Genomic DNA, 20,721 nt, shown 5'->3' with positions numbered 1-20,721 from the left:
TTGAGAGGTAGCATTCCCCATTTTTCGAAATTGATATAAGATCACTCCTGCTTCGAGTGTTGTATAAATCTCAACTGCCGTTAGTCCACCTGCAGTCAAATACATTGCCGAGTCAATGACGTGTTTACCGTGTGCTGTTTTTCCTGCCCTTAGTTGCTCGTTAAAGTTAGTAACAATGCTGTTTATTTGGTCATCGTTCAGCCCTTTATTCCGGGCTATTTCAATAAACCGGTTGAGCCGCTTTTCGTCACCGTTTTCATCAATTCCGAGGTTATAGGCGCTTTCATATTCCACCTCGTTGCCAAGATCGTAGTTATTGATGGCATCATTATTAAACTCATCCATTATTTCTTGTGCTTTTTCCGGTGGTACGTTTGCCTCTTTCAAGGCTTTTTCTTTATTGACATATTCCCAATACAGGTTGTTTCTTGTTCCGCTGGCTGCCGCAGTCCCGCCTGCCTGGGCATTGCCGCCTGCCAGTTTGGCGGCCGCAGCGCCAAGGGCAAAGCTGGCCCATTGATGCAGGTCCGGATTCTTCTCGAACAGTTTGACTAACTCTGTCTGTACGGCTTCGTTGACTCCGGCTCCTACGGCGCCGGATGTAAAGCTGCCCCCACCCATCTGAGACATAATGCCGCCCACCGCTGCATGAAGAGCGATTTTTTCCAGACTGCCTTCTTTCCAGCCATTGTTCTTGCTGATGATGTGAACTTGATTAAACGCCTCTTCTCCAAACATCTTCACCAGTTCCTGGCGTTCCTGCACAGTCTTCTTATCAAAGATCCTGTCCAGGGCTTGGGTGGTATTTTCCGTATCCCGGCTGAGTTTGGAGAGGTCCGCTTTCTGATTGGCCGGGTCTCTGATCACAATGGTTCCTTGGGCAATCGCCGCATGGGTAGTGCTGTTTTTATCATCGGATACCGGAATCCCCATATTGGGAGTCCAGCCCTTATCTTTCTCCTCTACATCCTTACCTATTGCGTAGTTGACACCAGTACTGCTGGCGCTGTATTCGGCTCTATTCTCAATAGCTGACCACGTCAGTGTGCCAGTATCCAGCTTGTTCTTATCCGGTGTCGCTTCACTATCAAGGACGGCACCCTTTATGGTGGTATTGTCTTTGACCGTAATATTAAAGCCGCCCTTGCCGGCAAAGAGTCCGGTCTGCTCATTGACACTTTGGTAGGTAGAGTCCATCGTTCCTTTGTTAAACCCTACATTGGTATCCGTCCCTATGCCGAGCCTGCCGCCTACGGATTTGTTCTTCTCGCTGTAGGTCTCGATATCCTGCAAGCTTTCCAATTTCAGGTTCCGGCCTACATTCACCGTAATGCTGTCGCCATGGACCTGAGCCCCGATCATATTGATATCCCGGCCGGAGACCATGGTGAAGTCGGTAGTGCCACTGATTTGCGTTTCGGTCCAGGTGGTGGAGTGGGCTTGGGAGTTGCCGCTGCTTTTGCTGCCTTCGAGATAATAGCCCATACCGGGAGTTTTGCCGAGATCGGCGGTGACGCCAAAGCCGGAGGATTTGCCGCTCGATGTCATGCTGGCATCCATGGTGTTGGCCTGGGCTTTTAAGTTGACGTCCCGGGCAGCTGAGAGGTAGACGGCGCTGCCGTTGATCAAGGAGCCGAAGAGGTTGAGGTCTCCGTCGGCGGCTTGTCCGGATGGGTCCAGTTGGCCGCTGCCGGTGGCGATGAGGGTAATGGGGCCGTTGGAGGCGAGGCGGCTGCTGCGGATGCCGGTGCTGCTGGTGAAGCTTTCGGTTTTTTGTTGGCTGCTGCTAAAACCCGCGCTGGCGGTGAAGCTGTTGCCGATGTTTTTGTCCTGGGCGTTGGCGAGGATTTTTCCGGCGTTTTCGTAGGTTTCTTTACCGGAAAGATAGGCTTCTTTGGTATAGAGGGCTTGCAGGTATTCGTTTTCGGTGTCTTCGGTCTGTCTGACGGTGTTGTAGGTGTCATGGGCGGATCGGAGGGCTTTGTTGCCTACGGATACGCTCAAGCCGCGTTGTTTGAATTCGGAGGTGAAATGGGACTGGGTGGAGTTGACGGCGCCTTCGATGGTGATGTTTTGGGCGATGGCCTGGATGCCGGTGGCTCCCATGATGTCGGAGCCGCTGATTCTGGCGTCTTTGCCGGCGTTGATGTAGAGGGTGCCGCCGTTGGAGCCGATCCTGCTGCCGATTTGGTTGACGCGGGTTTCGTCCGCGGTGGTTTTGAGGCTGGTGGTGCCGGCGAAGAGGTTGAAGCCGCCGCTGAAGGAGAGACTGAGGCCGGATTTCTTTTCATAGGAGGATTGCTGGCTAGCCATAGTTTCCTGGGCGCTGAGGATGTTGAGGTTGTTTTTGGCGTAGAGGCTGACGTCGCCGCCGCCGGCGATGTCGCTGCCGATGACGCTGAGGTCATGGCCGGCGTTGACATTGACGGTCGCGCCGGCGACCTGGCTGCCTTTGACGGTGGTGATTTCGGTGTGTTCACGTTGTTCTTTGACTTTGCCGGAGAGGACGCCGCGTTTTTTGGTGGAGGTGGCGGTGTCAGCAACCAAGGTCTCGACGGCGCTGGTGATATTTATGTTGTTGGCGGCGCTTAGGTTCACGGCGCCGCTGGCGGTGGCGCGGCTGCCCTGGAGGGTGAGGTCGTTGCCGGCGGTGACTTGCAGGGCTGCGCCGGACTTGATGCCGCTGCCGATGGCAAGGGTTTCTTCGGTGTGTTCTTTTTTGAGGGTGGTTTTGGTGGAGAAGGTTTTTTTCTTGGTTTTTTTGGTTTCGGTGTAGCTTTCATGGCGCTCGGCGACTTCTTGTATGGTGACGTCATGGTCGGCAGCGATGGCAATGTTGCCTTGTTTGGTTTGGACGGAGCTGCCTTCGATGGTGACGTTGCCGCGGCTGGCGCTGGTGTTGGGATTGGAGTCGTCGAGCTGCACGGCGGCAAGGGTGAGGTTATTGCCGGCGGTGAGCTGGGAGCCGACGACAGTTTCGTCGTCGGTTTTGGTATAGGTGTAGTTTTTGTTGTTGCCGCGCCTTTCTTCGGTGGCGACCCGGTCTTTGACGGAGGTGACGGTGATGTTGCCGCCGGCGAGGGCACTGAGGTCGTTTTGGGCGGAAACCTGGGCGCCGTGCAGGGTGAGGTCGTTTTGGGCCACCAGGGTGGCGTTATTGCCGGCCTGGATGGTGCTGGTGAGATGGGTGGTGCTTTCGTGGCTTTGGGAATAGTTCCGGCCTGTTTGGGATGCTTCTTCTAGTTCGACGGTGTTAACGGTTATGTTGCGGCCTGCTTGCAGGGCAAGGTCCTGGCCGGCGCTTACTTGTGCGCCGGTGAGGGTGATGTCCCGACCGGCCAGGGCGGTGAGGGTTCCGGTGGCTTCGATGCTGCCGGTCTGGCCAACCAGGGTGGTGGTGAAGTTTTTCTGTTGGATGGTGGTGGTAAGGGTTTCGTTTTTGATGTCGCGGTCGGCGTCCAGGATGACCTGCCCGCCGGAGATGGTGCCACTTTGGTTAACGATGTCCTGGGTGGTTTTCAGATAGGTGGTGGCGGCGTCGATGCGGGTGAGGTTGTCGGAGCGGATCGTGCCGGTGTTAGTGACATTGCCTGCGGTTTGAAGGACGACGTTTTTGCCGGCAATCAGGGCGCCGCTGGTGTTGAGTTCGCTGGCGGTGGTGCTGGCAAGATAGACAACAGGGACCAGGACTTTCTGGCCCTGGACTTCTTTTTCCACCATCCAGACCATGTCGGTGGTGAGGTTTTGGATCTGGTCGGCGGTGAGGGCTATGCCGACGGTGAGGTTTAGATCTTTGGCAGCGATTGCGCCGTTTTCCAGGAGGGTTTTGTAGGTTTCGTCGTCGGAGGTGTAGTCGCCTAGATAGCGGCGGCCGGTGAGTTCGGTGATCTGGTCGCGGATGAGTTTTTGTTCGTAGAAGCCGTCGCCGAGGCGTTTGTGGGTGGGTTCCGGGTCAAAGCCGAGTTGTTCCAGCAGGTAGTCGGAGGAGATGAAGTTCTGGTAGCTGGTAAAGCGGGAATGGGTCTCGACGAGGTATTTACTGCCGGGTTCGGGATGGGTTTGGTAGAGGCTGCTGGAGGGGATGGTGAAGAGGAAGGGGTCGACGGTTTTGGGATTGGAGGCCTTGCCAGCGGCTGTTTTTATTTCACTGCCGTTGACAGAGACCGAATAGTCTGCAGGATTGTCTTTAGGGGTAACGGTGATATTCTTCACATCACCCCCGCTGCCGGTCAGGTTTTGGTTCGAGGTAAACTCGGCCGCATATACGTCCCCAGTCTCGGAGATTTCTTCATAGTAAGGTTTGACGGGACCCAAGACGGGCAGCGTTCCGTGTATGTTAACGACTTTATAATAGTCCCCATCCCTGATGGTGAGTTTAGATTCTTTATAGGCAAGGTTGGCCAGACTGCCGGTGTAGGTTAAATCGCCGCCGGCGCTAATCAGGCTGGTATGGTTTTCGATATCGCCCGCTAAGTGCATCTGGTTGCCGGCGAGGATCGTTCCTTTTTTGCCGGTTTTCTGGACGACGGTTTCCGTTATTGTTTCTGTATACGCTATCCCCCATGCGTCCAGGCCCTTCGAGTAGTCTGCGAAAGATTTGTTTTGGCTCGTGCTTGTGGTTTTTGCCCGGATGCTTTGCCAGGTATTTTTGATTTGCCCGGCGTAAATGCCGAGATTCCCTTCCGCCTCGAGGGTGGCCGACTGGTTCAGGAAGCTGCCGCTCCGGGCGGGCGGAAGGGAGTTGTTCGCGTGAGGTTCGCTGCCGGCAATCAGGATATCCCCCTGGCTGTAGATGGTAGCCCCGTTTTTATTCTCCACTGCGGTTTTGCCATAGAGACGGATTTGATCCCTGGCGGCAATGACAGCCGGTGCGCCGGTATTCGTGATGGTGTCGGCCTGTAAGATGATCCCGGCGTTAACCTCGGCGTTGACGTCATCGCTGACTTCGTTAATCCCGTCGCTGAAGATGCTGCCGGTATTGGTCAGGATCCGGCTTTGGCTATGGACGGCTTTACCGGCAATCTGTCCGTGATTGGTTATCGTTCCGTTGTCGGCGCTGAGACTGACGTCGCCGGCTTCCAGGGAGGCGCCGGCGTTGTTGGTGATGTTTTGGCCGCTGACGCTGAGGATGCCGACGGCTTCCAGCGTGCCGTTATTGGTGAAGCTGCCGGCGGTGGTTAGGGTGAAGTTGCGGTTTGCGAACAGTTCCACGCCGTTTTGATGAGTATAGCTTTGGCCAAGATTCAGGAAAAGGTCCTGGCTGGCCAGGATTTTGCCGTCGGGATTAAAGCTGTTGAGGGTCAGGGTTACGTCGGTATTGGCGGCTGCCGTGCCGCCGGTGTTGATCAGGCTGCTGGCGGTGAGGGTCAGGTTGCCGTTGGCGCCGATGCGTCCCTGGGTGTTGTTGATGTGAGCGGCAGCCTGGTCAAAGGTGAGATTGCCGCCGGCAAACAGGCTGCCTTGGGTGTTATTGATGCCGCCCGGGGTGGTGATGGTCAGGTCGCTGCTGGCCAGGACCTGGCCCTTGTCGCGGTTCACGAGATTTTGGGCGGTCAGGGTGGCGATGCTGTTTGAGCCTATGGTTCCGCCTGTATTGTCGATGTCGCCGGCGGTGGCTTTGACATCCAGTTCCTGGCCGCTGGTGATCAGTCGTCCGGTGGTGTTGTCGATGGCGGCGGCTTGTACTTTGGTCATAGCGCCGCTTTCAATGCTGCCGCTTTGATTCCGGATGGCCCCAGCAGTGCTGATAAGGGTGAGGTTTTGGGCTGCCTGCAGGCTGCCGCCGGTGTTGTTGAGGTCGCTATCGACGGTTAAAGTCAGGTCTTTTTGCGCAAAGACCGTACCGCCTTCGCGGTTATCCATGCTCTGGGCGGTGATGAGGAGACTACCGTTGCCGCCGATCACGCCGGCCTGGTTGTGGATGCTTTCTTGGATGGTCAGGCTTAGATCGCTGCTGTCGAGGTTGACAATGCTGCCTTCCCGGTTGTCGAGGGAGGCGCTGCTGAGATGCAGGCCCTGGCCGCTTTGGAGGGTACCCTGGTCGTTATGGAAGGTATCGGTAACCGTAATGTCAGTGCATCCGTTCCCGGCCAGGATGCCCTGCCGGTTTACGAGACGGTTGGCAGTGAGGGTAAAATCTCCTGCCGCCTGGACCATGCCGCCGGTATTGTCAAAGGTCTCCCTGACCTGGATGACAGCGGATTGTTCGCCGAACTGGCTGATTTGGCCGGATTGATTGGAGAGGGTTTGGGCTTCTATGGTCAGTTGTCCGGCCTGGATGCTGCTGTTTTGGTTGTCTAAGGCGCCGTCTGCATGAAGGGTCAGGAGGCCGCCGGTCTGCAAGCTGGCATGTTGATGGAGGATATCGCCTTCAGTGGCGGTCAAACTGGCATGGCCGCCGGCGTAGGTCGTAGCATCGGATAAGTCCATGGAGCCGGCTTCAATGGTGAGGTCCTGACCGGCTAACTGCCGACCGGTCAATATAGCTTGCTCTTGAGCGGTCAGGCTGAGGCTGCCGCTGGTGCCAAGCGTGCCATCCGAGCCTAAGCCGGCAGCCAGCAGATTGTCGGAGTGAATCGATGCCGCCTCAATTTGCGTATCGCCGCCGGAGGCTGTAACACCGGTGTTTTCCAGGGCTCCTGCTGCACTGATCCGGGCGTTGCCCTGGACGTAAAGGTTGCCGCTTTGGATTACGTCGCTGCCCTGAAGGGCCATATTCCCTTTGGAGTTGGTATTACCGCTGAGGACGACTTTGCCTTCCTGGGTGATGATGAGGTCATTATCGGCAACGATGACGCCTTTGGAGTTGACGCCGACGCCTTTGTCGGTGCCGACCAGGGTGATCTGGTTGGCGTACATGCCGCCCAGGTCACTGACATCCAAAGCTACGGCCGGAGCCTCTTCGGCGGCGTCCAGTTTTTCCGCCGCCAGGGTCTGGTAGTTCACGCTGTTGGCGCCGGTGACGACGTTGAGTTTTTTCGCCCAGATGCCGGCGTTGATGGTAGTAGCACGGCTGATGAGGTCGACCCGGTCGATGTTCGTGGCGTTCAAGCCGTCGCCCTGGATGGTGATACGGCCTTGGTTGACGCGGAAGGCGTCCAGATTGCCATGAGTGTCAAAAACAGGTGTGCCGGTGGTGAGGACAGCCCGGCTGGTGTTGATGAAGCCAAAACCGTCGCCGACAATGCCGTATGGATTTGCGATAATGACTTCGGCCTGCGGACCGGCGACTTCGGTGTAGCCGTGGAGGTAGCTGGGGTTGGGGCCGGTGACTTCGTTGAGGATGATGCGGGCGGAACCGTTGGCGAGATTGGAGTTGCCCTGGATGTAGCCGGCCAGTTCAGTGGAAGTATGGGTATAGGAGTTATTTAAAATAAGTCCGGAAGAGCCGACGTTGAATTGGTCATAGGGATTGTAGGAGACGCCGGCGGCTGACGGGGCCTGGATGTAACTGATGGGCACGCCGTTGGCGGCGGTGTCGGGCAGTGTGGTATGGCCTGTATTTTGCGCAGGGTTCCGGTACGCCGGGACGACTACGGTGGGGGTGGCGGCTGGCCGGGGAGTACGCTGGGGTCTGTCCAGTTTGACCACGGGTCTGGAACGATTGGCCCTGGCGGCTTGGGCCGCCTGGACAGCCAAGGGCTGGCCCAGGTGAAAAAAGAGTAAGAGCCAGACGAGGAGTTTTTTGAACCGGTTGCAGCATTTTTGGGTTGCTTCTGCCATGGGTGTTCCCTCCTATCCCGTATCTGTGAAAGAGATGGTTCTGATCTGAATGCTTCTGTCTTGGGCCTTTTTGTATGTTACAGCTATGCTATAGCTGGTAGACTAGCTGAAAGCCATAGGTGGTATGGGCGGTTTCAAACTCTTTGGGTTTGCTGAGGGGCCAGCCGGCAAAAAGGTCATAGTGCGCTCCTAACGCTGCGCCGCGCAGTCCTAAAACGCTGCCGGCCAGGCTGTTTCCTGCCAGGTATTGGACAGCCGGGCCCTGGACTTGTCCGTAGTCGAGGCCGAGGTAGAGTTCGGGGCCGATTTTGAGGGGGACGGCCAGTTCGTTCTGCAGGTACCAGCCGCATTCGGCGGCCAGAGTCTGTTCGCCGTCAAAGCCCCTCACGGTGTAGCGGTTGCCGATGGAGAAGTGTTCGGAGCCGTAGAGGGAGTCGTTGGTGGTCTGGCCGTAGAGGGTGAGGCTGTAGCGGACGGGCTGACTGAAGACGGTTAACGGTGCAGCGATGGAGCTGCGAAAGGTCCAGAGGCTGTAGCGGGGATTGGGGGCTTCAGGGGTGGAGGCGTCCTGTTCATCCTGGGCGCCAAACCAGGGTACGCCGCGTTTGTTGGCCACCCGGATGTCGATGGATACGCCGCCGGTAGTTTCGCTGCGGCTGAGAGCCCATTCAAAGGCGGTGGTCTTTTTGCGCTGGAGAAGGATTTCGGTGTCGTCGATGTAGCTTTTGCTTAGAGAGCGTACGGTGCGCAGCTCCAGATGCGTTTTGCTGGTCTGGTCCCGGCTGAGAAGCTGGGAGAGCTTAAAGTCTAAGTTCTCGCTTTCGCCGGAGGAGACGAAGGTTTGGCTGGAGCCGGCTACGGTCTGGTGGTAGCTGTTTTCGCCGGCGGTGAAGGTGAAGGTGGAGTTGCCGTAGGGGAAGGAATAGTAAATACTGTTGCCTTTGGTACCGCGTCTAGCGCTGTCGGGTTCGGCGTCGTGATTGACGGCGATATGAAAGAGGTCGTTGATGCGCCAGAGGTTGTCATAGGAGAAGGTGAAGGAGGACTGGAGTTTGCCGGTGGACCGGCTGCCGGAGTCGTCTAAGGAATAGACGAGTTTCCAGGGCTTGGCTTCTTTAGCGGTGAGGAGGATGCCGCTTTGGCCGGGCTGATCGCCGGGAACCAGCTGCATGGTGACGTCCTGGGAGGGGATTCGTTTCATTTGTTCCAGGCCCTGCTCGATATCCCGCAGGTTTAGGAGGCGGCCGGGACCGGTGGGAAAGGCGGTGTGCCAGTTGCCGGCGTAGGAGTCGGAAAAGCGGATCGTACGGATGGTGCCGGGAACCAAAAGCAGCCGCAAGGTCCCTCCCGAGAGATCTTGCTCCGGAATGAAGATGCGGCTGGTGATGTAGCCTTTGTCGATGAAGACGTTATTTAAGCGTTTGACGATGAGCTGGATGCCCTGCCGGCCCATGGAGCGGTTGTGGTAAGGCGCGAGAAAATCTTTGACCCAGGGGAATTTCTCCACCCGGTCGCCTTCCAGCAGGATGGTGCGGATGGGAAACATGAGAGATTCTTCGGGCAGGCTGGTGTCTTGCTCCTGGCTGGGTGTATCCTGCCAAAAGACGTCTACGCGCTGTTGGCGTTCTTTTCTTTCAGCCGCCTCCTGTCGGTCCCGGCGCAAGCGTTCTTCTCTGTCGCTGAGGCTGGGGGTCTGGGCGAAAGACGGTTGAGTGGACAGAAATACGAGAAAAAATAGAGGGAGGATGATGCACAGCCAGGTTTTGAACGGCGAGATAGGCATGATTGCTGTCTCCTTATGCGAAAGGTGAAAATAGCGTCTTCTCGACTGGCAAAGAATGGGCTATACTATATGCAAGGCTTCAATGATACTGATTCTTATTATCATATTTAAAATAGTGCATTTTCCCAGTCTTGTCAATCTGTATTGCTATATTTTGTCAATGTTTCTTAAATATTTCTTAAAATATTTTTTATATCTCGCTTCTACGAAAAATCCTGATTAATTAATTATAGGAGGAACCATGAGATCAATCATTTTTGCATGCATGCTATGGAGCTTACTCGCTTCTACAGCCTTGGCAGCGCCGCTAACGGATTATGCGGCAGGGAATCTGGCTGTGGAAGTGTCGCTGCGGACGGTGGAGAATGAGTCGGACGAGGCAGAGGGAACCCATAATACGTATAGCGCCCGCTCCGGGGTGGATTTCGGGGCTACGCTGGGATTAGGCGGACGGTGGGCGCTGCAATACCGGGGGTTGAATGTCGAGTCGCAGGATAACTCCTTTTCACAGTGGCCGGATGGCTCGCCCGTCGACCCGAACTATGAGTCCTTGACGGAGCGAATGCGACTGAGGGCTGCCGAGGTTAATCTGCTGTACCGGTGGAACAGATACTGTTCGTTGTTTGCCGGGAACGTAAGGGCCAAAGGCAGGTTTTCTTCTGCCTATCGCGATCATGACCCGCTAGAGGATCTATCTCGGAGCAGGGCAGTGAGTACGAGAACGAAAGCGGCGGTCCAGTTTGGCGTGGTCGGATTGATGCCGTTGGCGCCCAAGTTAACGGGGTATGCTTCACTGGGGGTTGGAAAGGATGTTTCGAGTTGGGGTGTAGGGATTTCGTATAGGTTGACGCGGGATATGGACTTTAATCTGGATTACCGTAAGTTGGCGGTGAAGGGATTACGGTCGGAAGATGCGGAAATGGAGGCTGAAACTGGCGGCCTGGGCTTTGGGATGACTTATCGGCTGTAAGGACGATCAGGTGCTCTCCAAAAAAAGAAACGGCACCGTTACGTGCCGCTGCAGCTAAACTTATATCCCACTCCCCACACCGTCTGTATATAACACGGCTGAGAAGGGTCCGGTTCAATTTTTTCCCGCAGGCGGCGAATATGCACCGTGACGGTATTCTCGTCTCCCTGGTAATCACTGTGCCAGATTTTATTTAAAAGCTGTATCCGTGTAAATACCTGCTGCGAATGGCTCATCAGCAAAAACAGCATATCAAATTCTTTGCCGGTCAGAATGACCGGCTGCGAGCGTACGGTAACCGTCCTGGTCCTGGAGTCGATCGTTATATCCCCGCATGCAATCGGGTTCTCCTCCGGCCTGGCCTGAGACCTGTTTGCGCGGCGCAGCACGGCGCGGACGCGGAGAACCAGTTCGGTGGGACTAAAGGGCTTGGCGACATAATCATCGACCCCCATTCTCAGCCCAACGATCCGGTCAAGTTCATCCCCTTTGGCCGAAAGAATGATAATGGGCAGGTCTTCGGCTTCCGCACTAAGCCTCTTGCAAACATCCAGGCCATTTAGCTTCGGCAGCATTAAATCAAGAATGACCAAGTCGGGCCTGTCCAGCTTGGCGGCCTTGACCGCGGCTTCGCCGTCGGCTGCCGCAGCTACCTGAAATCCTTCTTTTTCCAGGCAATGGCGCAGAATTTTCAAGATTTTAGGATCATCGTCAACAGCAAGAATTTTTGCCGCCGCCATACTCATCCCCCCCGATTGATGCCGGAATGGTAAAACCAAATATACTGCCTTCATCCGGACTGCTTTCCACCCATATTTCCCCGCCGTGAAGCTCGACCAGGTTCCTGGCGATGGCCAGCCCCAGCCCGCTGCCGGCATACTCACGCCGGCACGCTGCGTCGGCCTGCCGGAACGTCTCAAAAATCACTGTCTGGTCGGAGGGGCTGATACCGATTCCCGTATCTTTCACCAGAACTTGCAGCTTAGGAGTATCGCAACCGGAGGTTATCATTTCAACAACTACCGAAATCTCTCCTCCTGCCGGGGTAAATTTAATGGCATTGCTGATCAGATTTCTCAGGATATGGCTTAGTTTCTCGTAATCCGCGCTAATCAACGGAACATCCGGGGCTATCCCGACAGTAAAGCCCAGATTTTTCCGGGCGATGAGCGAGGCAGTGATCCTCGTGATACTCTCCAGCAGCTGCGGAATATCGACCGGTTGACAATTCAGCCGGATGAGGCCGGCTTCCATCTTGGACATGTCCAGGATGTCGTTGATTTGCCCCAGCAATTGGTGAGCGCTTTCAAAAATATCCTCAAGATATTCCCGCTGCAGCTCGTTTAGCGCCTGCCCTTCAGCCAGCATGATCTCGGCAAATGCGATGATGGCCGTGAGAGGAGTGCGCAATTCATGGCTCATTACAGCCAGGAATTCAGACTTTAAACGGTCGGTCTCGCAGAGCCTGGCATTCATTTCCCTGAGCTCCCGCCCCTGCTCGATAAGCTTCCGGTTTGCCTCGTACAGCAGCCGGGTGCGTTCAGCCACTTTTCCCTCAAGCTCGTTATACAATTGCTGGAGCCTGTCAGCCATAGAATTAAAAGCCGAGGCCAGATAGCGCATCTCATCATAAGTGCTCTCTTCATTCAGAGCCGCCGCCCAGTTTCCCTCCCCCAGCTCCAGGACTCTTCCGGTCAGTTCTTTGATCGGTACGACCACAATATGTTCCATCATCAGATATATGCCGCCAATACTGGCCAGGATCATCAACAGGATGAACGAGACTTGAGTCACAATATTAGCATTGATATTCGCCTCGAAAGCCGTCATCGGAACGACGACACTGATCGCACCGGCAAAATCTCCCGGGGAGCGCCCTTCTTTAGGAAAGCCGGCAATATCGCTTGCCCCGGCGGGTTTGCCATGGCAGGGCATACAGGATGGATCATAATAAAGCGGCACCATATAGCGGAAAACCCGGACCCCGCCCAGCTGATCATACCCCCACAGTTCAGGAAGATCACGGTCCAGCGCCAGTTGCGCCAGCATTTCTGTTTCATAATTATCCGGAGCATTCGCCGGGTCCCGGGGCTGGAGCCGGGTCTGCTTCAGCCTGTACCCCGAATACTGGTTGAATATATCGCCGATACCTTTGCCTACCGCCGCCGGGTTCAGATGTTTAAATTCATAATTTCCAATGGCGTCGCAGTTAATCGCGTCTTGTTTAGCGGCGATAAAAGCCCGGGTCGCAATTAACTGCTGCGTGATCACCATTGCCTTTTCCTTCATTTCCGCTTCGGCCTGGCGCTTATACTGGCTGAGACTCCAAAGTAAATTAACGGTCATCATTACGGTCATGATGGCCGCTGTTCCCAGCATAAATTTCATTGTCAGACTATTCTTTAATTTTATCATGACCACATACCCACCAAGTAAATTACCTGCTGGGTATTAGATTCAAGTTTAACTAAGCTTTTCCTGCCTGGTCAACACTGCCGGCTGATTTTAACGCCGGTATGATGTAACGGAAAGTAATGGCGACCATGATGACGCCGCCGCCGGCCAGGGACCAGAAGCCCGGCGCTTCGCCCAGGAGCAGGAAAACCCACAGGGGGTTAAGAATCGGTTCGATCATGGTAATGATAGTAGCTTCCAGCGCCGTAACCCATTTGATGGCCGTAGAATACAGGACATAGGAAAGGCCCATCTGGATAGCCCCCATCGCCACAATAGCCACCCAGCCGGCCACCCCGGGAGAATCGTTGAACATAAAGGGCAAGCCGCACAAAAAAGCCAATATATTGCCCAGCAAAGCGGAACCGAAAGGCGAACCATCCTTTTGCCGGCGCATGGCCACAGTCATAACAGCCATGCCTATGCCGCTGGCAATGCCCGCCAGATTTCCCGTCAGGCCGCCCGCCGACATTTCGTCCTGAAAGAAGAGGACCATGCCGCCGCCCACCAGACTGATGGTCAGCCAATCATAAAGATGAGGCTTTTCCCGCAAAAAAATTGCGCCCAGGATGGCTACATAGATCGGAGAGCAGTATTGCAATAAAATGGCATTGGCGGCCGTGGTCAGCTTATTGGCAACGACAAAAGTCACAACCATGAGGGCATAGCCCGCTCCGCCCCAAACCATCGCCCCATTCCAGCGCAGCGGTGAGCCGCGAAAAGCCGTCCAGATCACAATGGCGGAAATGGCGCTTCTGGCGCCGGCAATGGCCAGGGGATTCCAATCGACCCATTTGATCCCCAATCCGCCGGTGCTCCACAGAACTGCGGTGGCCAATAACAGCAAAATGCCCTGCAGACGGTCTGTGCCGGGGAATTTCGTTTCAATTTGCAAGATAACACTCCCTTTACCAGTACCTTACGTCATTAATCCATGCTGTTAAGTGACGCAAGGTACTAATGCCCATGATCTAAGATACTCCTATTCCAGCCTGCCGTCAACGCAGAATTAGGATCATTTTATCCGATCATAGTGCCTGCATGGCAAAAAGGAATCCTTCTCGAAATTCCGGGCTGATGACAGCAAGGAGACTTTATAAATTCTCTGCCTTCACCTGAATCCGGTTGATGGAAGGTACGTCAATAATTCGATCCGCCACTTGCTCCGCTAAATATAGATTATGGGTAATCGAAATCATTCCCATCTTTTTTTCGGCTGCGTGCCGGAGCAGAAACCGCCAGATATGCGCCTGATTCATCGCATCCAGCATTGTACTCATTTCATCAGCGATTAAAAAGCGGGTCTTTTCCCCTAATGCCCGGACCACACAAAAACGTTGCAGTTCACCGCCGGAAAGCTCATTGGGCCAGCGCTCCAACCACTGCTGCTGTATTCCCAGCTCCTGCAGAATCCTAGGATCAGATACGCCGCTTTCCGCTAAGGACAACTTCATCTTCCAGCGGGGATTCAACGCTTTTTCCGGATGCTGGTAGACCAGTTGCACCGGGCAATACCCATATTGGGGCAACGGCTTGCCCTCCCAGAGAACTTCCCCTTCCAGCGGCTGAAGATAGCCGGCGATGATTTTGGCCAGCGTACTTTTCCCGTAGCCGCTGGGACCGACTAAAGCGACGCGCTCCCCCTCCTCAATGGCCAGGCTCACGTCCTTCAGCACCCACGGGGCCGTTTCGTAACGAAAGCTTACATGATTCACTTCAATCATGGCTGCCACAGGCACACCTCATTTCTGTGCGGGAAATTTCCCAAACGGCGCAACTTGCGCCGCATTTAGGGCAGTAAGGCAATTGAAATCCGTTTTGCGGCAGAGCGCGGAAAAGAGCGCGGCTGTAAGGATGCTTTAACCCTTCCCCGTCGCCGGAAAATTCTTCCCGCTGTGCCGTCTCAATCACCGTGCCGCTGTGGAAGATAGAAATGCGGTCCGCCACATGCAAGGCCAAATCAATATCATGGGTAATCAGCAAAACGCCTTTACCCTGGTCGGCAAATTCCCTGAAATCCTGCAGCGCCTGAACGGCAATTGCTAAATCCAGACCAGGCGTCGGTTCGTCGGCAATAATCAGTTCGGCATCGGTGACCACCGCGGTTGAAATCAAAACCCGGCGCGCCATGCCGCCGGAGAGTTGAAACGGATAAAGATTTGCCGCTTGCAAATCCAGGCGATATTTCGCGAAAGCCTTCTCTTGCGCATCCCGCAGTTTTTCTCCGACAATACCCCGCACCTGTCCGCCCACCCGCATCAGGGGATCCAGATAAGCCACTGATTGGGGAATGAATGCAATCTCTTTGCCACGCAGCGCTTCCCGGTATTCCCGGTTCAATTCTTTCCCTTTGTAGGCCATGCTCCCGCCGGTCCTGGCATTGTCCGGGAGAATGCCCATGATGGCGTGAGCCAGCAAACTTTTGCCTGAACCGCTGGAGCCCACGACCGCCAGGATTTCCCCGGCGTAAACCTGCACGCTTAAATCGGAAATCACTTGGCTTGCCCGCTTTTCTAAAAAGGCATGGTAGCTTTCAAAACTTACGGATAGTCCCTGTACATCCAAAAGCACGGTCTTTTGCCCTGCAACCATTTTCGTCCCTCCCTTACTCATGCGCGCTGTAGGGGTCGATCAAGGCTTTCAAATAATCCCCGACTAAATCAAACAGCATCACAACCAGCAGCAAAGCCAAACCAGGGAAAAAAGCCAGCCACCACATCCCTGTCGCCAGATGTTTCATGGACTCGGATAAAATGATTCCAACCGCCGGCACATCCAGCGGCAGGCCGTAGCCAAGAAAAGTGATTCCCGCCTCATGCAGGATGGCATGGGGAAACAACAAAATTAACCCGACCGCATACTGGGGAAAAACATGCGGAATGATATGGCGGCCGGCCACATACCACGGACTTTTCCCCATCTTGCGGGCCACTTGTACATAATGAGCCGACCTTACCTGCATGACTTCGGCCCGGATAACCCGCGTCAAACCTGGCCAATGCGTCACTGCAACCCCTGCAATCACGCCAACCGCACCGCCGCCAAGCGAAATCGATATTAAAATCAGCAGAATCATATGCGGAATGCCCATGCAAAGATCGACCAGCCAATTCACCACAGCATCTACCTTGCCGCCAAAGACCGCCGACAAACTGCCAAGGACAAGCGCAATGACCGAGCTGACTGTTGCTGCCAGCAAACCGATCCGAATGCTCATCGAAAGCCCGGCAACGGTACGAAAAAACATATCGCGTCCTAAATAATCCGTTCCAAAAAGATGTTCACCCGAAGGGGCCAGGCGTTTCAATGCGTAATTTGGCCCGTAAGAAACCGGGTCCATCAGGATGCCCCCGAGGGTGATGGCGGTCAAAATCAGCAGGCCGGCCGCAATTGCCAAAAGGACTTTTTGCCGGTGATTGATCCCCCATTTGGCAGAAACCGCCACTGTTGCCGTATTACTTTCCATGACTGCCTCCTTCCCGGATTTGCGGATCGACAATTCCATAAATGACATTGGCCATAAAGTTGCCGGTAAATACGAAAAGAATGCTGAACGATGCAATTCCCAGCAACAAAGGAACATCGCCCTTCAAGCCTGCGACAGTCGCCGCATTGCCCAGGCCGGGATAAGAGAAAACCTTCTCGGCCAAAATCGAACCGCCAAACAGTTCACTAATGGATGCAAATTGCAGAGTAATGCCCGGCAGGGCGATATTGCGCAGCCCATGGCGCCAAATGATCTCCCGGGGCTTTTCCCCGCGGGCTTTGGCGAAAAGGATATATTCGCTCTTGAGAACATCGATTAATTTTTGGCGGGTGTGGAGCGCAATCCCGGCAACGCCGGTAACGCTCAAAGTGACTGCGGGTAAAATCAAATGATAAAGCCGGTCTGCCCAGGTAATCTCATATGACAATTTACCAATCGGGGCCCCCAGCCCCAATGGAAACCACTGCAGCTGAATGGCAAAAACCATCAGCATCAGCAAGCCCAGCCAAAACACAGGCGTTGATGCCAAAATCAAGCAAAAAGTCTTGATGCCCCGGTCCAGCCAGCTGTCTTTATTCGCCCCGGCGATAACTCCCAGTGCAAAGCCCAAAACGCCGGAAAGCACCCAGGCAAGCCCCATCAACGCAAGAGACGCCTGAAAGCGCTCGCCGATAATCTTCAGTACCGGCTGACGGTAGGTAATCGATTCCCCCATGTCTCCCTGAAAAATATGGCCTATCCAGATTATATAACGCTCAACCGGCGATTTGTTAAGGCCCCAGTATTCGGCAATGTTCTCCCTTTGCTCTTCCGATACATTGATGTCTCCTAAATACGCATCAACAGGATCGATTGGCGAAGAAACAACCAGAATGAAACTAATCAAACTCACAGCGATAAGCAGGGTAATCATTCTCACCAGCGTACTGCTCAAATAGTCAGTCAACCCTTTATTCACCCGGATTCTCCTTTCTACGCAATGTCTGTAAACGCCATAGCTCTATTATCAAAATAAAACCTGTTTATGAGGATAGCTTGCGGGCTCCTTATCCCCGTTCCCCCATCCTCATGAACAGGCATACTGAATTTCTCTTTTCTACTTCCACTCCCATTCGTGCAAATTACTCAGCACCATTGCTCCCTGAGTACGGTGGGGAGCGCCTTGTTCGCCCAGGTCCAACCCGTCGCGGACAAAAAAAACCATGCTGCTGTAAGCGATCCACCAGTAGGGATAGTCGTTAAGAACGCCATTTTTCCCGTCCCATTGAGCCAAACGCCAATTCCGGTTCGCTTCCTCTTGGGAAAGCGCCCGCAGCGCTTTTGCCGCATATTCATCGGAAGCCGGATTTCTATAGCCTGCCGGATTGCCATAGCCGGCAGCGCCAATTTGGTTGGATTCATAATAGCGATAGAATTCCAAAGGCGTGTAGCGGCCGATGATCCAGCCTGTCGGTATTCTGGGAGCATTTTTAAGCGCTTCCGATTTGGCCTCGCTTTTGGCAATAATATGAATGCCTAATTGCTTAGCGTCTTCGGCGGCCGCCACGGCTAGATTATACACCTCAAGATCACTGCTGCGGCCTGTAATGACAAATTCGGCCTTGATACCGTCTTTTTCGCGGATCCCATCACCGTCGGCATCTAGCCAGCCGGCCTCCGCTAAAATTTGGTTGGCCTCTTCCCGGCGGTTATCACTGAAAAGCGCCTCCGGGTTGGCCCACGGCAATTTCGGCGAAAATCCGGTCGCTACAGTGCCAAAGCCATTGAATGCATTTTCAATAATCCGCTTGCGGTCAATGCCGATGTTTAAAGCTTTGCGGATTGCCGGATCTGCCGTAACGCGGTTTCCGCGGACAAATCCTTTTTCATCCGTATATTCCGGCGTTGTGGGGAGATTAAATACCAGGCCGGAAATGGTCGGTATCTCGGCCAAGCGCATACCGGCAACCTTATGCTTGCCATACTCGGCGTTAATCCACAGCAGATCCAGCTTGCCCGACTGGGCGGCTGCCAGGGCCGCATCTTCATCCAGCTTAATAATCGTCACTCTTTTCAGCTTGGGCTTAGGACCATAATAATGCTCATTCGCTTCAATAATGAGTTGTTGTTCCCTTTCGAAATGAACCATTTTCCAGGGGCCGCTGCCGATGGGATTCTTGATATAGTTTTCATCGTAGCTTTTTTCCGGGACAATGCCGATCTCGCTTACATTGTACGGAAACATGGACCATGGCCTGGTTAACCGGAACACAACGGTGTTGTCGTCAATGACCGTCGTTTTTTCGATCATTGACGTATCAGCGGAGGATGGAGTGGCTTGCGCTTTCCGGAAAGTAAAAATGATATCGGAAGCTTTCAAAGGGCTGCCGTCAGAAAATTTTACCCCTTTGCGCAGATAAAAAGTATATTCCAGCCCGTCAGAACTGACTTCATATTTTTCGGCCAAATCACTTTCGATTTGATTGTGATGATTGACTTTCACCAACGAGCTGTGAAAAAGCGGCGGAAACCAGACGCCATAGCCGGCAATGGGATCATATTTTTGCGAAAGCGCTAAATCGCCAACCGATATCGTCACTTCTTCTTTTTCGTTCTGTACTGGTTCCACCCTGCCGCAGCTGACCAGCATTGGCAAAACCAGAACAATCATCCAAAAAACATTCCAGCCTTTGTTCATAACCTCACTCCACTTTCAGCCTATTTCAGGATGTTATTCCCAAAACCATTCGTTCATGTTTTCAACGATCGAAATCCCCTGACCACGCGTCGGCAGTTTTTTCAGGGAGGGAAGCTGCAGCCCTTCCCTTATCAGATAAGTCACGTCAGGACGAGCAATCCACAAATACGGCACATCCCTTTGCGCAAGCGTCTGGCCTTCCTGCCAATACCGGTTCGCTTCTTCCATGTTCTTGGCCGTCAAGGCCTTTTTGACAACGGCGTCAACTTCCGGGTTTGCATAGGATGCGGGATTGCCAATCACAGCCTTGCCGATTTGAGAAGAATCATAGTAGCGGTAAAACTCGATCGGATTGGGCTGTCCAAAAACCCAGCAAGTGGGTATGTTTCTCGCTTCCCGGCATTCTGACCATGGCGCGGATTTCGGTATAATTTTTATCCCCAGCTTTTTCGCATCTTCCGCAAGAGCAACGACAGTATTATAGCGGGCCTGATCATTGCTGCGGCCGGTAATCACAAATTCCGCCCTGAGCCCGTTCTTTTCGCGAACGCCGTCGCCGTCAGCGTCTTTCCAGCCCGCTGCTTCCAACAGCTTTTTCGCTTCTTCCACCCGATTGTCCTGAAACGTATCGCCATTGCTCCAGGGAAGCGCCGGCGCCGCGCCGTAAGCCACCTGGCCAAAACCGCTCAACGCGTTATCGATAATGGTTTGTCGGTCGATCCCGATATTCAGCGCTTTACGGATGGCAGGATCGCCCGTCACCGTATTGCCGGCTTTTTTCCCGGCGGCGTCAGTCATTTCCGGAATCGTAGGCAAATTAACTGTCAAGGCATCCATCGCCGCCATCCTGTAAAGCTTCATCCCGGCAACGTCCGTCTTGGCAAACTCAGATTCAATCAGCACCAAATCCAGCTGCCCCGATTTGGCAGCCGCCAGGGCAGCATCTTCATCCAGTTTTAAAATCGTTACTTTTTTAAACTTCGGCTTTATCCCGTAATAGTGCTCATTGGGCATGAGAATCAGCTGCTGCTCTTTGGCAAACTCCACGACTTTCCAGGCGCCGGATCCTACCGGATGATCGCCGTAATTGCTATGATAGGCATGCTTAGGCACAATTCCGACTTCACTCAGGTGGAAGACAAAAGTCGACCAGGGATACTTTAAATGAAAAACAACCGTATGCTCGTCCAATGCTTCAATGGAATCCAGCATAGTCAGGTCAGCCGCAGAGGCTTTACTTTTTGCCGTCGTGAAAGTAAAGACCACATCATCAGAGGTCAGAGGGTGCCCGTCCGCAAATTTGGCGTCGGTTCGTATTTTAAACGTGTAAATTAAGCCATCCGGACTAACCTCATAAGATGTGGCTAAATCGTTTTCCAATTGGTTGTTCGCTTTCACCTGCAACAAATGGCTGTGAAAGATATCCGGCGCCCAGACGCCATAACCCGCGGTCGGGTCATAGCCGCCAGCCACCAAATTCACTCCCGCGGAAATTGTAATCTCGTCTTTTATTATCTTTTCTGGATTTTTAGGCGATGCGCATCCCGCAATAAAAACAAGAATAAGCACCAAACTTAACAATAAAATCTTTTTCATGCTTATCTCCCCCTATTGATTAAATATAGCGT

The 20,721-nt window shown here is 53.9% G+C and carries 12 protein-coding genes; 1 reads left to right on the top strand and 11 read right to left on the bottom strand.

Features of this window, described 5'->3' with window-relative positions; genetic code table 11:
- Both ALO_RS03845 and ALO_RS03840 read right to left on the bottom strand, forming a co-directional pair.
- Nucleotides 1-7,722, bottom strand: a 7,722-nt coding sequence (locus ALO_RS03845; RefSeq protein WP_004093122.1) for a hemagglutinin repeat-containing protein, incomplete at its 3' end; no start/stop codon positions are given.
- Between the two features lie 88 nt (nucleotides 7,723-7,810).
- On the bottom strand, nucleotides 7,811-9,505 hold the full coding sequence (locus tag ALO_RS03840; protein WP_004093120.1) for a ShlB/FhaC/HecB family hemolysin secretion/activation protein: 1,695 nt from the start codon (nucleotides 9,503-9,505) through the stop codon (nucleotides 7,811-7,813).
- Nucleotides 9,506-9,746: 241 nt separating this feature from the next.
- Here ALO_RS03840 and ALO_RS03835 point away from each other — a divergent pair, with 241 nt between their 5' ends.
- Nucleotides 9,747-10,475, top strand: a complete 729-nt coding sequence (locus ALO_RS03835) for an outer membrane beta-barrel protein (protein ID WP_004093118.1) — start codon at nucleotides 9,747-9,749, stop codon at nucleotides 10,473-10,475.
- A 38-nt stretch (nucleotides 10,476-10,513) separates the two neighbouring features.
- Here the strand turns inward: ALO_RS03835 and ALO_RS03830 are convergent, their stop codons facing one another.
- The 9 genes from ALO_RS03830 to ALO_RS03790 form a co-directional block, all read right to left on the bottom strand.
- Entirely contained in the window at nucleotides 10,514-11,215 is a 702-nt protein-coding gene (locus tag ALO_RS03830) for a response regulator transcription factor (protein WP_004093115.1), read from the bottom strand.
- On the bottom strand, nucleotides 11,187-12,890 hold the full coding sequence (locus tag ALO_RS03825) for an ATP-binding protein (protein WP_004093113.1): 1,704 nt from the start codon (nucleotides 12,888-12,890) through the stop codon (nucleotides 11,187-11,189). The genes ALO_RS03830 and ALO_RS03825 overlap by 29 nt, the downstream gene beginning before the upstream one ends.
- 52 nt (nucleotides 12,891-12,942) lie before the next feature.
- Nucleotides 12,943-13,824 carry a DMT family transporter gene (locus tag ALO_RS03820; RefSeq protein ID WP_004093111.1) on the bottom strand — a complete coding sequence of 294 codons (882 nt, stop codon included), beginning with the start codon at nucleotides 13,822-13,824 and terminating at the stop codon, nucleotides 12,943-12,945.
- Nucleotides 13,825-14,023: 199 nt separating this feature from the next.
- Nucleotides 14,024-14,653: an ABC transporter ATP-binding protein gene (locus tag ALO_RS03815; protein WP_004093109.1), complete on the bottom strand. Its 630-nt coding sequence runs from the start codon at nucleotides 14,651-14,653 to the stop codon at nucleotides 14,024-14,026.
- Nucleotides 14,646-15,521: an ATP-binding cassette domain-containing protein gene (locus ALO_RS03810; protein WP_004093108.1), complete on the bottom strand. Its 876-nt coding sequence runs from the start codon at nucleotides 15,519-15,521 to the stop codon at nucleotides 14,646-14,648. The genes ALO_RS03815 and ALO_RS03810 overlap by 8 nt, the downstream gene beginning before the upstream one ends.
- A 13-nt stretch (nucleotides 15,522-15,534) precedes the next feature.
- Nucleotides 15,535-16,395 (bottom strand): ABC transporter permease, encoded by an 861-nt coding sequence (locus ALO_RS03805; protein WP_004093107.1) that lies wholly within the window; start codon nucleotides 16,393-16,395, stop codon nucleotides 15,535-15,537.
- Nucleotides 16,385-17,329, bottom strand: coding sequence for an ABC transporter permease (locus tag ALO_RS03800; RefSeq protein WP_050806962.1), 945 nt, complete (start codon nucleotides 17,327-17,329; stop codon nucleotides 16,385-16,387). Before ALO_RS03800 ends, ALO_RS03805 begins: the two co-directional genes overlap by 11 nt.
- Nucleotides 17,330-17,512: 183 nt before the next feature.
- A complete protein-coding gene (locus tag ALO_RS03795) occupies nucleotides 17,513-19,093 on the bottom strand; it encodes an ABC transporter substrate-binding protein (protein WP_004093104.1) in 1,581 nt (526 codons plus the stop codon).
- A 33-nt stretch (nucleotides 19,094-19,126) separates the two neighbouring features.
- Entirely contained in the window at nucleotides 19,127-20,689 is a 1,563-nt protein-coding gene (locus ALO_RS03790) for an ABC transporter substrate-binding protein (protein ID WP_004093102.1), read from the bottom strand.
- Nucleotides 20,690-20,721 lie beyond the last annotated feature (32 nt).

The organism is Acetonema longum DSM 6540, assembly GCF_000219125.1.
Classification (GTDB): domain Bacteria; phylum Bacillota; class Negativicutes; order Sporomusales; family Acetonemataceae; genus Acetonema; species Acetonema longum.
The sequence above is the reverse complement of the archived record's forward strand: the minus strand, read 5'-3'. Positions and strand labels throughout refer to the sequence as shown.

Coding starts and splice junctions, on each gene's coding strand:
- ALO_RS03840 (WP_004093120.1), bottom strand. CDS start 9,505: ATGCCTATCTCGCCGTTCAAAACCTGGCTGTGCATCATCCTCCCTCTA.
- ALO_RS03835 (WP_004093118.1), top strand. CDS start 9,747: ATGAGATCAATCATTTTTGCATGCATGCTATGGAGCTTACTCGCTTCT.
- ALO_RS03830 (WP_004093115.1), bottom strand. CDS start 11,215: ATGGCGGCGGCAAAAATTCTTGCTGTTGACGATGATCCTAAAATCTTG.
- ALO_RS03825 (WP_004093113.1), bottom strand. CDS start 12,890: ATGATAAAATTAAAGAATAGTCTGACAATGAAATTTATGCTGGGAACA.
- ALO_RS03815 (WP_004093109.1), bottom strand. CDS start 14,653: ATGATTGAAGTGAATCATGTAAGCTTTCGTTACGAAACGGCCCCGTGG.
- ALO_RS03810 (WP_004093108.1), bottom strand. CDS start 15,521: ATGGTTGCAGGGCAAAAGACCGTGCTTTTGGATGTACAGGGACTATCC.
- ALO_RS03805 (WP_004093107.1), bottom strand. CDS start 16,395: ATGGAAAGTAATACGGCAACAGTGGCGGTTTCTGCCAAATGGGGGATC.
- ALO_RS03800 (WP_050806962.1), bottom strand. CDS start 17,329: ATGATTACCCTGCTTATCGCTGTGAGTTTGATTAGTTTCATTCTGGTT.
- ALO_RS03795 (WP_004093104.1), bottom strand. CDS start 19,093: ATGAACAAAGGCTGGAATGTTTTTTGGATGATTGTTCTGGTTTTGCCA.
- ALO_RS03790 (WP_004093102.1), bottom strand. CDS start 20,689: ATGAAAAAGATTTTATTGTTAAGTTTGGTGCTTATTCTTGTTTTTATT.